A 15,205-nucleotide genomic window follows, 5' to 3' on the forward strand; every position below is an offset into this window, starting at 1 on the left:
TTAAACATAGTGACGTTTTAAATTTACTTTTGCCTTTTTGCTTCTTTCATATTCGTATCCTAAATCGTCTGTATAATCTAATTTAAATTTATTAACAATTGCCTGAAGATTTTCTGTCAATTTATTTAAATTTTCAGCCGATTCACTTATTTGTCCCGTACTTTCTGTTGCCTGCTGCGTTACTGTTTGAATCAATTCAACATTTTGAGCTATTTGCTGACTTGTAGCATTCTGCTGTTCACTTGCGGCGGCTAGTTGATTTATAAGCGACGTAACTTCGTCTGTATTCATTATAATTTCCTGAAGAGCATTTCCCGCGTCAACAGCTAAAGCTTTACCTTTTTCAACTTCGGACTTGCCGATTTCTATTGATTCAACAGCACCTGTTGTATCTTCCTGAATACGTTTTATCATTTGTTTTATTTCATCTGTCGCGCTTGTAGTACGTTCTGCCAATTTTCTAACTTCATCAGCAACAACGGCAAAACCTCTTCCGTGTTCACCAGCTCGCGCAGCTTCAATAGCAGCATTTAAAGCCAATAAATTTGTCTGATCCGCAATTTCATTAATAACTTGAATTATGGCTCCAATTTGATTGCTTGATTTTCCAAGTTCTTCTATTGTTACGGCAGATTTAATTACAACGTCGGCAATTCTATTTATTCCTTCTACTGTTTCCTTAACAACTCTTCCGCCGTTTCTTGCCTTATTTCCGGCTTGTTCCGCAGTTTTTGCCGCTTCACTTGCATTTTTAGTACTGTCGGTAATTGTTCTGGTCATTTCATCAATTGAAGAAACAACTTCGCTTGTTTGTGAATTTTGCTCTCCGGCTCCGGCTGCCATTTCAATTGTTTTGGATTGTATTTGATTTGCGGATGTTGCTAATTCCTCAGTGCTAAGTTTAACTTTACCAATAATTTCGCTCAGCGAAATAGCGACTTGATTTACATCGTTCTTGATATTTTCATAATCTCCTTTGTAATTTCCGACCATTTTTGTTCTGAAATCACCGTTTGCCATTAGTGCCAAAACTTTTCTTGCTTCATCAACCGGTTCAGTTGTTGACTTTCTAATTTTATTAAATCCTTCCAAAATTTTTGCCCAACCTCCAGCAAAATTTTCCGTATTCATATTAAACTGTAAGTCACCTTTTTCATTTGCTTCCAGCATTTTGTCAATTTCTTCCAATAGACTTTCAATTGTTATTACCTCTTGATTAAAAGCTTTGGCAAGACTATCTTTTGGTGAAGCTTCATTTACTTTCTCTAAACTGCCTTCTGCAATTTTTTTAGCCGCGTTTATTTTCTGAAGTTGTGTTTGTTTAAATTGATCTGCAATTTCCGTTAATTTTCCAAATTCATCATTGGCTGTACTTTTAATTTCAAAATCAAAATTACCTAATGAAAATTCTTTGAATATATTCGTAAACTCATTGATTGGTTTGCTTAATCTTGGAGCTAAAAGTAAAACACTGAATAGTAAGACAATTGTTCCTGAAATCATTCCTATAATTAAAAATACAAAAGCATTTGATTCTGCCTCAGAAAACTCATAATTCAATCGTTCTGATTGCGATTGCAATTCACTTACAATTGCTTCAAAATTTTTAACTAAATTTGTACCATATTCTTCACCGGAAGTTGTGGATATTACGGCGGCCATATCAAACATGCCGGATGCAGAAGCGCTTATTATTGCGTCCGCTACAATATTTTTATAATCACTCCATATTTTTTTGATATCAGCAAATTTCTTCTGCAGACTGTCGCTGTAAATATCGTTGTTTAAAGAATCTATATAAGCTTCTATTTTTGATTTGTGAAGATTATATTCTGCGATGTTATTTGAAAACTCGTTAGAAAATTCCGGAATGGAAAGTTTCAGCATAATAAATTGTGCTTTCTGAAACTCACTGTATAATTGATCAATATGTCCTTTTGGAGTAATGTAATCCGTATATAATGCTGCTTTGGAATTCTTCATTTTATTAATTTGATACATATCGCTTAAAGCAATAAGAGTGGAAATTGTTCCAAGCAGTAAAAATCCAAGCTGAATTTTATGGACAAACTTTAAATCTTTTATAAAATTTATCATAAGGCTCTAATTTTAAGTTAATTTAAATTGAATTTGAAGCGACATTTTAACTTTGACATTCTTTCCCGCAGATTTACCCGGGACAAACTTACTTTTTTTAACAGCTTCAATAGTTGCTTCATCGCAACCAGCACCAATTCCTTTAACAATTTTTACATCTTCTACTTTTCCATCTTCATTTATAAATGCCAAAACATAAACTTTTCCTTGTACACCTGATTTAATAGCTAATTCCGGGTATTTAATTGCTTTATAAATTCCTTCCAAACCGCCAACTGGTTCAGGCATTTGTTCAGCAAAAGCCAAATATTCGTCATTCTGCAATTCCGATTTAATCTCTGTAATACTTCCCAAAATGATTAATATTAATAAATTAAATACTAAAATTATTTTTTTACTCATGAATTATCTCACATTATTTTATGTATAAATAATCGAGGATATTAAAACGAAGTTTAAAATTTATTATTATAATTTTGTGAATGGTAAATTTCTGTTGTGAACGGTAATGATGTGAATAAAAAATTAACTTTCTCTATTTTCAATAATTTTTATTACTTCATTTAAATCGTTTGCAGTTTGGTCAATTAAATGTAAGAATTTATTAGGAATTGGTAGCTTGGTTTTTCCGGTAAGAATTAATATTGTTTCGGCATTTATCAATTTAGAACCCATAATATCCGTTTCCAAATCATCTCCCAGCATTGTAAATTGTGAATTTGTTTCAATTCCTATCTTTTTTAATGCCGATTCAAAATATATTTTTGAAGGTTTTCCGATAATCATAGCATTTTGCGATGATGCAAATTCAATTCCATGAATAAATGTTCCGGCATCAAGCATAATTCCTTTTCCAGGAACATTCCAATATTTATTTTTATGTACCGCGACTAATTCCGCGCCGTTTCTCACGTAATCAAAAATTGTCTGCATTAATTTATAATTCCAATTTTCTCCAATATCGCCGATTAAAACTGCTTCGGGATTTTCATATTCCAAAAATTCCGAAAATTCGCCAACCACATTATGCGAGACATAAACAGCCACTTTTTTATATTTACCTTTTAGATAATTATATGCGGCATCAATTGCTGTTATAATTGGAATTTTAATCTCGATTTCATTTGTTTGAAAAAATATTTCTATCTGTTTGGAAGTATAAAGTGATGAGTTGCTTAAAATACATGCTGGAATTTTATTCGTCTCAATAAAATTTAAAAATTCTTTGATATAAGGAGCGGTTGAATCGCCAATTCTTAAAACACCGTCTAAATCTATTAAAAGTGGTTTTCGCATTTGATTAAACTATTTAATAATTACCAATATAAGAATAGTAAATAAAATGTTTTTATAAAATGGATACATTTAACTTATTTATCTTGACAAAATACTCTAATGTGCTTATGTTTATGTAGATTGAATCTAAATAATATTCATCCTTTATCGATTATAAAATATGAAAACTGCCGCAAAATTGAAATTCGGTGAAAAAGCAATTATAAATTATGTTGATGAAAATCATCCTTCATTTAGAAGAATAATTGAAATAGGATTTACACCGGGTCAGGAAATAGAATTAATGTGTTCATCAATTTTTAACGATCCACTTGCATTTGCACTTCGTGGAACAATGATTGCAATAAGGAAAAATGAAGCTGAATCAATCATATTATCATGAACAATACCCTTAATGCAACACAAACCTTAATTACTTTAGTCGGTCCCCCAAACTCCGGGAAGACCACTTTATTTAATTTACTAAGCGGTAAAAACTTTAAGACAGTTAATTATCCCGGTTCAACAATAGAATATAATTCTACAAAACTCTTAAGCAAATTTGAAATTGAAGCAAACTTGTTAGATTCACCGGGAATAATAAGCATTATCCCAAATTCTCCTGATGAAGAAATAACCGTAAATTCGTTATTTGAACATCCTGTATACGGAATTCCCAATATTGTAATTGTAACAGTCGATTCAAGTCAAGTATCTCGTCATTTGCTATTGGTCAAACAGCTTTTAGCCTCAAATTTTAAAGTAATAATTGTTTTAACAATGACAGATATTTTAAAGAAAAAAGGATTTTCAATTTCGCATTTAAAATTAGAAGAAAAAATCAATTGCAATGTTGTACAAATTGACGGAAGAACTGGAAGCGGAGTTGAAAATTTAGTTTCGGTTATTAAACAGATTTTAAATAATTCAAATTATGAAAAAAATAAATTAGTAAAACTTCTCCCCAGCGCTCACGCTGAAAAGATAATAAGTTTTTATAATGAAATTGAAAAAATTGAAAAAGAAGTTATCACACCAATTGCTTCGGAAAATAATTTAAAGAACGCAAATGAACGGTTGAATAAGTTATCTCAAAACTTTATTAATAAACCGGATAGTTTTACGTTAAAGCTGGATAAAATTCTTCTGCATAAAATTTGGGGAATAATTTTTTTCCTTCTAATAACCGGAACTATATTTACTTCAATATTTTGGCTGGCTCTTCCTTTAATGGAATTTGTGGATGAGTTTTTTGCAGTGCTTGCAAATTCCGCATCTTCATATTTGGGAAGAAATTGGTACGGAGATTTAATTTCCGACGGTTTGATAAGCAGCGTTGGCGCGGTTCTCGTTTTTATTCCGCAGATTGTAATTCTCTTTTTAATTCTCGGCTTTCTTGAAGATACCGGATATTTGGCACGCGGCGCAATGTTAATTGATAAACCACTTTCCAAAATTGGATTGAATGGAAGATCTTTTGTTCCCATGCTTTCCGGTTTTGCATGTGCAATTCCGGCAATACTTGCGGCAAGAACAATTTCCAACAGAAAAGAAAGATTGCTTACAATTTTTATTATTCCTTTAATGAGCTGCAGCGCAAGACTTCCGGTTTATGCTTTATTGATAGCATTTTTAATTCCAAAAGAAAATTACTTCTTGGGCGGAATTATTTTTTCATTTATATATTTATTCAGTATTATCAGTTCAGTTACAATTGCCGGAATAATAAATAAATTCAACAAGACAATCATCCGCGAGGAAGATAATTCTTCATTCATTTTGGAATTGCCCGCTTACAAAATCCCAAAATTAAAATCCGTAGTTCTTAATACCGTTTCTAGCACAAAGCAATATTTGAAAGAAGCCGGTCCTGTAATAATTTTATTTTCAATTGTGCTTTGGCTATTGACATATTTTCCAAATACAAATCCAAAAATTGAAACAAAAAATATGAGTCCAACAGAAATTGCAGACGCCGTTCAAATGGAAAGAATATCAACATCTTATGCCGCTCAAATTGGAAAAATTATAGAACCGGTTATGACCCCGATTGGTATGGATTGGAGAATCGGAGTTTCACTTATTTCAGCATTTGTCGCGCGTGAAGTATTTGTTAGTTCTTTAGCCTTAATTTTTAAAGTTACGGGTGATGAAGAAACTCTCAGGGAATCCATTTTAAATGCAATGCGAAACGCAAAAATTGAAGGTACAGATAAAAATCTTTTTACAACTTCAACCGCGCTCGGATTAATTATATTCTTCGTTTTTGCAATGCAATGTTTATCAACAATTGCCATAGCAAAAAAAGAAAGCGGAAGTTGGCGAATTCCAATATTTCAAATCATAATTTTTTCCGGAACTGCATATATTGCGACTTTTATTACGGTTAACGGATTAAGATTATTAGGAATTCAATAACTTATTTCAATTTTCCGTTTAGCAATTCCTCAACTAAATTTTCTGTTTTATAAACATATTTTAGAGCTTCAACTAGTCCTTTTGAATCTGTAGCAACCGTTCTATTATTTTCTTCTAAAAAAATTGTATCGCCCGCAAGACTTTCAATATTTCCGTCGTGAACCAAACCAACAACTTCTTTTTTCTCATTAATGATTGAACTTCCCGAATTTCCGCCAACTATATCATTTGTAGAAGCAAATCCAATAGAAGTTGAAAGATCTAATCCTTCGGGAATGTTCTGCCATCTTTCATGAAGTCCCCAAGGATATGTTTTTCTATTAAATGAAACATATCGATCATACAATCCATAAAATGTCGTTTTGCCAGGCGCTATTGTTCCGTTATATTCATAACCTTTTATTACTCCGTCTGAAATTCGTAAAGTCGATGTAGCGTCAGGAGGAATTTTATCGCCATATATAATAGAAATTACTTCCCCCAATAATTGATTTAAAACTTGTCGAGTATTGTTTAATTCCTTTATTTTGGGAGATATCTCGTCATCCATTTTATTTAGTTCAATCATGTATTTTATAAATGGATCGGAGTTATTTAATATTTCTTCACCGGATAATTCGGTTAAATCTTCAAATCTTTTTTCATCGGTAATTCCAGAAAATTTTATTAGTTCAGTTATTTCCATATTTCCATAAAGTATTTTGTACAACTCACTCTCTTTTCCGAGCAGCTTTTCCAAAAAGGCTTTATGGGCTTTTAAAAAACTATTTTCGAGTTCAATATTTATAGAATCCGGGAACATGTTTTTTATTGTTTCGCTTAAATTTTCATCTTTAAATTTTTCACTTCGATTATCATTAGGAAGTTTTTTTTGCTCAGCAAGTTCAATTAAATTTTCAGCTATTTTAAAATATATTGGTCCAATTATTCTATTAAACCTAACTGCTGTATTTTTTGCCGAATAATCTTTTAACTCATTCAAAACAATTTTCAAAGAATTCCAAGTGTTTCCATATTTTTCGTTCAATTCGGATATTGATTTTACTTTTGCGATTAGTTCATTCTCAAAATCCAATTTTTTCTTCATTATAAATTCATTATTTAGTCCGCTTATTCTTCCGGCATATGATTTTCTGGCGTTTCCAAAACCCATTACACGATTCAGCAAATCATCGCGCTCCGGATATTTTTCATACAAATCAAAATAGACTTTATAAATTTCATTAAATCCAATTAGACTTTGTTTATAAGTATAATCTCGTAAAAATTCCAATTCATCATAGGAAAGAAGTCTGTCAGTTTTGCCAGGGCGTCCGATAACAAATATCGGTTCATTTTCAACAGCGCCGTTTTTGCTCCATTTAAAATGATTTTTTACTTTAATCGGTTTATCATTTTCATAGGCTCTATAGAACATAAAGTCCAATTCATATCTTGGATAAGTAAAATTATCCCAATCCCATCCGGTTGCGGCAATTTGAAAATCCGGCGCCATAACCAATCGAATATCGTCATATCTTTTGTAACCGTAAAGAGAATATTTTCCGCCGTAGTAAAGTGTAACAATTTTGCAGTTCAATCTAGTTTCCTCGTTATATTTGCTAATCAGCGAATCTTTCATTTTATCGCGCAATTTTATTTTCTCATTATCCGAATTGCCGGAGTTCATATAATCTTTAATTTCGTTAGTTACGTCCTTAATTAACATTAACTGCTCAACATATAATCCTTTTATTTTTCTTTCATCTACTAATTTTTCAGCATAAAAACCATCTTTCAAAAGATTCTCGCCTTCTTTCTGAACCGTATAAAGTTCATCTCTTCCACAATGATGATTTGTCATTATCAATCCATCTTCTGAAACAAACGCCGCAGAACATCCACCTTCAAATTGCAATGCAGATTTTTGAACATCGTTCAACCATTCTTCTGAAGGCTTAAATCCATACTCGGCTTGAAATTTATCAACCGGAACTTTATCAAACGTCCACATTTTTCCAAAATCGTCAATTGACCATTTAACTTCATTTATATCAAACGGTTCATAAAAATTAGCTTGACCTAAAATTAATTTTGATGCAAAAAGAGCTATTATAAATCCGTAATTTAATTTTCTCAAAATCATCACTTCCTCATTTTTTTGGAAATTTATTTATTACTAAAAATTACAAATAAAATTTCAATCAATTTGAAGAAATAAGTTTTATTTTGCTTTATTGATTTCAATTTTTATTCAAAAATTATTATATGGAAATGAGAAAGGACATATTTCAACTTCAATTTGAAAATAAGCAGACACTAAGGAATACAACGGCAAAAGAAAGAATTGAAAAATTGATAAAGCTTGAGAAATGGATTTTAACCAATAGAGAAAGTATCAAGACTGCAATTTACAAAGATTTCAAAAAATCTTTTGATGAAACGGAACTGACTGAAATTTATCCGGTTCTATCGGAACTGAGACACGCAAAAAGAAATTTATCAAAGTGGATGAAATCCAAAAGAGTTAAAAGAACGTTAACTTTAATAACACAAAAAGCATATCTTAAATATGAAGCAAAGGGAAATGTATTAATTATTTCTCCGTGGAATTATCCTTTTTTATTATCAATCGGACCTTTGGTTTCCTCAATTTCCGCGGGAAATACAGCAATAATAAAACCAAGCGAATTTACAAATCATACTAGTGATCTGCTTGAAAAAATGATTTCGGAGTTGTTTTCCAAAAGTGAAACAGCTGTTGTTCAAGGCGGAAAAGAAATTTCCTCCGAACTTTTAGAATTAAATTTTGATCATATTTTTTTTACAGGGAGCTCAGAAGTTGGTAAAATTATTGCAAAATCCGCAGCCGAAAAATTAACAACCATAACTTTAGAACTCGGCGGCAAATCGCCGGTAATTGTTGATGAAACCGCGCATTTAAGATCTTCCGCGGAGAAAATCATTTGGGGAAAATTTTTGAACAAAGGACAGACTTGCATAGCGCCGGATTATGTTTTGGTGGATAAAAAAATTGCGGACCAATTTTCAAAATTGTTGATTGAGTCTATAGAAAAGTTATACGGAACTTCGATTAAAAATATAAATTCCAATGGCGATTATGCAAGAATCATTTCCGAAAAACATCATAATAAATTAACCGAAATGCTTGAAAATGCTTTAAAGAACGGAAGTAAAATACTTTACGGGGGGAAACATAATTCCAATGATAAATTTATAGAGCCGACTTTAATTTTAAGTGACTGCAAAAACTGCGGCATTGCTAAAGATGAAATTTTTGGTCCGCTTTTACCAATCATTCAATATGATGAAATTGACGGCGCAATTGATTGGATAAATAGCAGAAGTTGCCCGCTGACTATTTACATTTTCAGCAATAATAAAAAAAATATTGATAAGATAACTTCACGAACACAAACCGGAAGCGTTGGAATAAATGAATTGGTTGTACAATTCAGCCATAATTACATGCCATTTGGCGGAGTTAGAAACAGCGGATTCGGCAGATCTCACGGCTATTTTGGCTTTAAAGAATTTTCAAATGAAAGAGCATATTTAAAAAGCGGAAAAATAAATTTTTTAAAAATTATTTACCCGCCTTATACAAAATCTAAAAAGAAAATTATAGATCTAATGGTTAGATACTTTTGAAATAGTGCTTCGATAATTAGTAAAAATATACCGAAGCACAATAAGTTTAATCTGCAATTTTGCCCGTTTTTAATTCTTCAACAATTCTATCGGCTTTATAAATTTTGTCAAGAGATTCAACAATTGCTTGCGTGGCAACCGAAACCATTCTATTATCTTCCGGTAAATAAATAAAATTACCGATAATGCTTGAAACATTTCCGTCAAAAGCCAATCCCACAACTTCGGCATCTTTGTTAATTACGGCGCTGCCGGAATTGCCGCCAATAATATCATTTGTTGAAATAAAATTAAATGTAGTCGATAAATCAAAATCCGATGGAATTTTGGTCCATCTTTCTGGCAAATCCCAAGGATAATTTTTATCACTTCCATAATATCTATCATACATTCCGTAAAATGTAGTTTTCTCTATTGCTTTAGTCCCGTTATAATCGAAACTTTCCAAAACTCCGTCACTTATTCTTAACGTAAAATTTGCGTCCGGAGGAATTTCCGTTCCGTAAATTTCATAAATTACTTTTCCGAGCATATTTTCCAAAATGCTTTCTGTATCCGTAATTTCTTTTAATTTTTTGCTTAATTCATTGACTTTGTCTTTTGTATTTTTTACGTAATAAATGAAAGGATCGTTAGAATTCAAAATATCATTTGGAGAGTTTTCAAGAAAACTCAACGCTTTTTCTCTATTGCCAAGAGAAGATTTACCAAGTAAAAACTCAACTGCTTCACTGCTTTGGTAATTGCCGCAAAGTCTTTGAACATAATCATTATTATTTCCTAAATTGAGTCTTATATAGTCCAACTGAACTTCCAATTTTGCATTTTCAAGAATTGAATCGAAAGTTTCTGGAAATAATGATTTTTTGAGTGAATCGATATTTTTAACGTTAAATTTCGGATTTCTTTCATTTTCAGGAAGATTCATCTGTTCGGCATATTCAATGATGTTTTTTGCAATATCAAAATATTGCGAACCCATAAATCTTGTTTGCCTAAAAGCAGAAAGCTGACTTTCAATAGGCTTTAGTTCATTTCTCAATTTGCTTATAGAATCCCAAATATGGCTGTACTTTGCTCTCAAATCATCATTGGCTTCAACTTCATCTCTAATTTTATTTTCAAAATCTCTTTTTCTCGCAATAATATACGGGTCCAATAATCCGGCTTGCATGTAATGAAAAACTTTCTGACTATTTCCAATTCTCCTTCTAATACTTTCAAATTCATCTGCTCTATCGGGATATTGATATTTCAGATCTTCCAGTAAATTGTAATATGTGTCAAAAAGAAATGCTCTGTTTCTGTATGTTATATCTCTACTATATTCAATTTGAGAAACGGTATTTAATCTATCTGTTGAACCTGGATTACCGACAGAAAAAATAACCTCATCCTTTTGAACGCCATTTTTACTAAACTTAAAATAATTATCTGAAGTTAAAGGTTTGCCATTATCATCGTAAACCCTAAAAAAAGCACAATCCAAATCGTATCTTGGATAAGTAAAATTGTCCAAATCACCGCCAAAGGATCCAATTGATTCTTCAGGAACAAAAACCAATCTTACATCGGTATACCTTTTGTATCCGTATATTGAATGTTTTCCGCCGTTGAATAAAGAAACTAATTGACATTCAAGACCGGTTTCAGAATTATAGTATTCAATTAATTCCCTGGCTTTTTTATCCTTATTTGCAACTCTTTCTTCATCGGTAGCTCCCATGTCAATTGCTTCATTAATAGCGTCGGTTACATCAACCATAAACGCCAATTGTTCGGCAAACATGTTAGGGACTTTTCTCTCATCTTCAAGATTTTTGGCATAAAATCCGGTTTTTTCAAGATCCTCTCCTTCCTTTTCAACAGCGTCTCGGTGCCAAGTTGAACAATGATTGTTTGTCATTATCAAACCGTTTTCCGAAACAAAAGAAGCAGTACATCCGGGAATTCTTAATGCTGATAGTCTTACATCTTCAAACCATTCGTCAGTGGGGGTAAATCCATACGTTTCACTTATGTATTGAATCGGCGGATAATCGAATGTCCACATTTTTCCAGTATCGAAAATATCGGATTCAACAGCCGTTTCATCTTTTTTTTGCGCAAAATATAATTGTGAGACAAAAATAAATACTAATAAATAGCCAAAAAATTTGGAATAATTGCTTTTCATCCTTCTCCTTTTAGATTTAAATTAACCAGTAAAATTATATATTAGTCCACCATTTTACAAATAAGGTTGTGACGCCGAAAAATATTAATTTATTTAAAATATGTAAGACGGATATATACATTATATGAATAGATTATCTAAGCAGGTTAAATGAAGGATTCCGGGAAATAGTTTGGAATTAGCTGTTTTTCATCTTTAATTGTTCCTAAACAGTTTGAACATTTTTTAACGTAAAAAACTATAGCGGTTTCGTTTTTCATTAATGGAATGAAATTTAAAATTGATTGGCAGTTTTCACATTGTACCAAATGAGAATGAGTTGATTCCGATTTGCAATCATTACAAAGAAGCTCATGTTCCGTAAAATTATGATTTTGTTTAACTGGAAAAAAGGCTGAACAATTTTGATTTCCGCACTTTACTATTTTAGATTTTTTGATTTTATTTTTCCCAAAATTACCTAAGTAAAATATAACCGAAAATTAAAATTAACTATGTAAAAATTTATCCTAAATAGTATATGTTTTTGTATTTTTAGGAAAACGTAATTCATATTTAAAACTGAGGTAAAAATGACTAAAATTCCGGGATTTAAAGCTTACGACATTAGGGGAAAAGTTCCTTCAGAATTAAATACAGATTTAGCATATAAAGTAGGCATGACATTCGTAAAGCATCAAAATGCAAAAAAAGTACTGATTGGCAGAGACGTAAGAGTATCTTCGCCGGAACTTTCAAAAGCGCTCGCACAAGGTTTATCTGATGCGGGATGCAGTGTAATAGATTTAGGTCTCTGCGGAACAGAAATGATTTATTTCGGCACACCGTTTTTGGACGCTGACGGCGGAGTTATGATTACCGCAAGTCACAATCCGCCTGAATATAATGGACTTAAATTTGTTAAAAAAGGTTCCAAACCAATGGGCTATGATTCTGGTTTAAGCGAAATTGAACAAATGATTGTGAATAATGATCTCGGAGAAAACGCCTCTCAAAAAGGTGAAATTACTGAAATAGATATAATGGAAGATTTTACAAAAAGTTTATCAAAATTTTATGATGCTTCAAAAATCAATAAATTTAAGGTTGTTGTTAATGCGGGAAACGGATGCGTTGGACCAGCATTGGATTCGTTGGAAAAATATTTGCCGATTGAAATGATAAAAGTTCACCATAATCCCGATTCTAGTTTTCCGAACGGAGTACCAAATCCGCTACTTCCGGAAAATAGATATTCTACAATAGATGCTATGAAAAAATCAAATGCCGATCTCGGCGTTGCTTGGGACGGCGACTACGACAGATGTTTTTTCTTTGATGAAAAAGGAAATTTTATTGAAGGTTATTATATCGTCGGTTTATTGGCAAAATCATTATTGAAAAAATTTCCCGGCGAGAAAATTGTACATGATCCAAGACTAATTTGGAATACTTTGGAAGAAGTTAAAAATGCAGGTGGAATTGCGGTAGAATCCGTAAGCGGTCATGCCTTTATCAAACAAAAAATGAGAGAAGTGAACGCAATTTACGGCGGCGAAATGTCCGCTCATCATTATTTTAGAGATAATTTTTATTCAGACAGCGGATTAATTCCATTTCTTTTGATATTGGAATTATTAAGTACGGAAGGAAAAACTTTATCTCAGTTAGTTGGGAAAATGATTGAAAGTTTTCCGTGCTCTGGTGAAATTAATTCCAAAGTTGAAAACCCGATTGAGAAACTTTCTCAATTGAAATCAAAATATTCCGACGGTAAATTGGATGAGGTTGACGGTATTAGCATTGAATATCCAAATTGGAGATTTAATGTTAGAATGAGCAATACGGAACCATTACTTAGGCTGAATGTTGAATCGAGAAGCGACATAAAATTGATGGAAGAAAAAACAAAAGAAATCTTAGAATTTATAAGAAATTAAAAATAATTGTCTGAACATTTATAGTATTAAATGCGTCTAAAAAACACAGTTTTAGGAGAATAAAATGTCCGAAGAAAAAATTCCAATTGACGTTGATAAATTATTAAAGAATAAATTGAAAAATTTAAGCGTCGGCGAATTGGAAAAAGCTATTTCCGCTTCCGTTTCAAACTTAGTCGGCGAAGATTACAAATGCACAATTGACGAAGTAAAATATACTTTGTTCAGCGGTGCCGATTTTCACATCAAGATAGAACTAAGTTATAACTCAGACAAATAATATCTGATCATTTTTTTTATAAACTTATAAATGCTGCACTTAATGTGCGGCATTTTCATTTCATTGTAAAACAAAAATTAATCCAATCTATATCTTTAATTCCTAAAAAGAAATACTTATTCCATTTCAGCAGTTAAATATTATTAGGCTATAAGACATTATATTCTATCTGGCTTGATTTTTATTTAAATTTGAAAAAAAAATGAATAAACAAAAATGAATGAATTTAACTAAAAAATTTATACGGATATTTGTTTTGTTAATTCATCAACCACATAATTTATTTCATCTTTAGTATTGTAGAAGTGAGGTGAAAACCGAATTAGTCCTTCTCTTAAAGAGCAAGCGATTTTTCTCTCCTTAAGGTTTCTCATAATATTTTCAGTATTATTGATCTTGAGTGAAACAATTCCCGCAATATTTTTCATTTCAATATTTTTCAAAATCGGATTTAATCCATTATCTGTAAGCTTTTGAATAAAATAAGTTGAGTTTTCTAAAATTTTATTTTCAATTTGTGCATAACCGATTTTTTCAAAAAGATTTAATGATTCATCAATTGCAATCATCGCGATTCTTGAATTAGTTCCATTTTGAAATCTGTCGGCATTATCCAATAAATCAAGTTTATAATCCAAAAAATGCCAAGCGTTTTTAACTGAAGTCCACCCAATATTTTTTGGTATAATTTTATCAAATAAATTTTTAGAGATATAAAAATAAGAAAGTCCTTGAAGACCCATCAGCCATTTTTGTGTTCCGCCGGCAAAAAAATCAACACTATAATTCCGCAAATTTATATTAACATTTCCGGCGGCTTGAATGCCGTCCACACAAAAAATAATATTTTTCGATTTACAATAATCACCAATTGCTTTTATATCCGCGCGGTAACCGGAGAGAAACTGAACCATGCTAATTGAAATAAGCCGAGTTTTTGAAGTCACTAATTTTTCAATTTCCGGAAGGTCAACTTTCCAATTTTCTGATTTAGCAAAAAGAATTTCCACACCAATATTTTTCAAATTTAAAAATGGATACACATTAGCCGGAAATTCAATATCGTTTAATATTATTTGGTCGCCGTATTTCCAATCCAATCCTTGGGCAATAATATTCATCGCATTAGAAACGTTATCTGTCCAACCAATTGAATTAACATCGGAGTTAACCAATCGCGCAATTTTTTCTTTTGCAGATTTAACTTGGGGAATTGTTTCAAAGTAATTTTCTACAACCGTTTCAGACCGCTGAAGTAAATATTCATCTAATTTGGATTTTACCAACGTTGAAATTGGTCCAACTGCAGCATGATTAAAATACACCAAACCGGTTTTTATATAAGGGAAATAATTTCTTGCTTCTTCAATAGTCGTCATAATTTTTTCT

Annotated in this window: 11 protein-coding genes; 5 read left to right on the forward strand and 6 right to left on the reverse strand. The window is 31.6% G+C overall.

The features are described 5' to 3' along the window. The 3 genes from IPK06_11180 to IPK06_11190 form a co-directional block, all read right to left on the reverse strand. Positions 1 to 2,097 (reverse strand): methyl-accepting chemotaxis protein, encoded by a 2,097-nt coding sequence (locus IPK06_11180; GenBank protein ID MBK7980532.1) that lies wholly within the window; start codon positions 2,095 to 2,097, stop codon positions 1 to 3. A 12-nt stretch (positions 2,098 to 2,109) separates the two neighbouring features. After that, entirely contained in the window at positions 2,110 to 2,499 is a 390-nt protein-coding gene (locus tag IPK06_11185; GenBank protein ID MBK7980533.1) for an energy transducer TonB, read from the reverse strand. Positions 2,500 to 2,622: 123 nt separating this feature from the next. Next, positions 2,623 to 3,393, reverse strand: a complete 771-nt coding sequence (locus IPK06_11190; protein ID MBK7980534.1) for an HAD hydrolase-like protein — start codon at positions 3,391 to 3,393, stop codon at positions 2,623 to 2,625. 160 nt (positions 3,394 to 3,553) lie between these two features. Between IPK06_11190 and IPK06_11195 the strand changes: the two genes are divergently transcribed. Together IPK06_11195 and feoB are read left to right on the forward strand one after the other, a co-directional pair. Continuing rightward, positions 3,554 to 3,775, forward strand: a complete 222-nt coding sequence (locus IPK06_11195) for a ferrous iron transport protein A (protein MBK7980535.1) — start codon at positions 3,554 to 3,556, stop codon at positions 3,773 to 3,775. Then, on the forward strand, positions 3,772 to 5,790 hold the full coding sequence (gene feoB / locus IPK06_11200; protein MBK7980536.1) for a ferrous iron transport protein B: 2,019 nt from the start codon (positions 3,772 to 3,774) through the stop codon (positions 5,788 to 5,790). Before IPK06_11195 ends, feoB begins: the two co-directional genes overlap by 4 nt. Before the next feature lies 1 nt (position 5,791). Here the strand turns inward: feoB and IPK06_11205 are convergent, their stop codons facing one another. Further along, positions 5,792 to 7,915, reverse strand: a complete 2,124-nt coding sequence (locus IPK06_11205; GenBank protein MBK7980537.1) for a S46 family peptidase — start codon at positions 7,913 to 7,915, stop codon at positions 5,792 to 5,794. Between the two features lie 122 nt (positions 7,916 to 8,037). Between IPK06_11205 and IPK06_11210 the strand changes: the two genes are divergently transcribed. Then, positions 8,038 to 9,441 carry an aldehyde dehydrogenase family protein gene (locus tag IPK06_11210; GenBank protein MBK7980538.1) on the forward strand — a complete coding sequence of 468 codons (1,404 nt, stop codon included), beginning with the start codon at positions 8,038 to 8,040 and terminating at the stop codon, positions 9,439 to 9,441. A gap of 46 nt (positions 9,442 to 9,487) precedes the next feature. Here the strand turns inward: IPK06_11210 and IPK06_11215 are convergent, their stop codons facing one another. Next, positions 9,488 to 11,617: a S46 family peptidase gene (locus IPK06_11215; protein ID MBK7980539.1), complete on the reverse strand. Its 2,130-nt coding sequence runs from the start codon at positions 11,615 to 11,617 to the stop codon at positions 9,488 to 9,490. 572 nt (positions 11,618 to 12,189) lie between these two features. On the opposite strand from IPK06_11215, the gene IPK06_11220 reads away from it, so the two are divergent. Both IPK06_11220 and IPK06_11225 read left to right on the forward strand, forming a co-directional pair. Next, on the forward strand, positions 12,190 to 13,536 hold the full coding sequence (locus tag IPK06_11220) for a phosphomannomutase (protein MBK7980540.1): 1,347 nt from the start codon (positions 12,190 to 12,192) through the stop codon (positions 13,534 to 13,536). Positions 13,537 to 13,600: 64 nt separating this feature from the next. Next, positions 13,601 to 13,816, forward strand: a complete 216-nt coding sequence (locus IPK06_11225) for a hypothetical protein (protein ID MBK7980541.1) — start codon at positions 13,601 to 13,603, stop codon at positions 13,814 to 13,816. 239 nt (positions 13,817 to 14,055) lie between these two features. Here IPK06_11225 and IPK06_11230 read toward each other — a convergent pair whose 3' ends face one another. Beyond that, entirely contained in the window at positions 14,056 to 15,195 is a 1,140-nt protein-coding gene (locus IPK06_11230) for an aminotransferase class V-fold PLP-dependent enzyme (GenBank protein ID MBK7980542.1), read from the reverse strand. Positions 15,196 to 15,205 lie beyond the last annotated feature (10 nt).

This window comes from Ignavibacteriota bacterium, from assembly GCA_016713565.1.
Lineage (GTDB): Bacteria > Bacteroidota > Ignavibacteria > Ignavibacteriales > Melioribacteraceae.

Bases quoted from the DNA above. Each gene is read 5' to 3' on its own strand.
- IPK06_11190 (MBK7980534.1), bottom strand. From the start codon at position 3,393: ATGCGAAAACCACTTTTAATAGATTTAGACGGTGTTTTAAGAATTGGC.
- IPK06_11180 (MBK7980532.1), bottom strand. From the start codon at position 2,097: ATGATAAATTTTATAAAAGATTTAAAGTTTGTCCATAAAATTCAGCTT.
- IPK06_11220 (MBK7980540.1), top strand. From the start codon at position 12,190: ATGACTAAAATTCCGGGATTTAAAGCTTACGACATTAGGGGAAAAGTT.
- IPK06_11215 (MBK7980539.1), bottom strand. From the start codon at position 11,617: ATGAAAAGCAATTATTCCAAATTTTTTGGCTATTTATTAGTATTTATT.
- IPK06_11185 (MBK7980533.1), bottom strand. From the start codon at position 2,499: ATGAGTAAAAAAATAATTTTAGTATTTAATTTATTAATATTAATCATT.
- IPK06_11195 (MBK7980535.1), top strand. From the start codon at position 3,554: ATGAAAACTGCCGCAAAATTGAAATTCGGTGAAAAAGCAATTATAAAT.
- IPK06_11205 (MBK7980537.1), bottom strand. From the start codon at position 7,915: ATGATTTTGAGAAAATTAAATTACGGATTTATAATAGCTCTTTTTGCA.
- feoB (MBK7980536.1), top strand. From the start codon at position 3,772: ATGAACAATACCCTTAATGCAACACAAACCTTAATTACTTTAGTCGGT.
- IPK06_11230 (MBK7980542.1), bottom strand. From the start codon at position 15,195: ATGACGACTATTGAAGAAGCAAGAAATTATTTCCCTTATATAAAAACC.
- IPK06_11210 (MBK7980538.1), top strand. From the start codon at position 8,038: ATGGAAATGAGAAAGGACATATTTCAACTTCAATTTGAAAATAAGCAG.
- IPK06_11225 (MBK7980541.1), top strand. From the start codon at position 13,601: ATGTCCGAAGAAAAAATTCCAATTGACGTTGATAAATTATTAAAGAAT.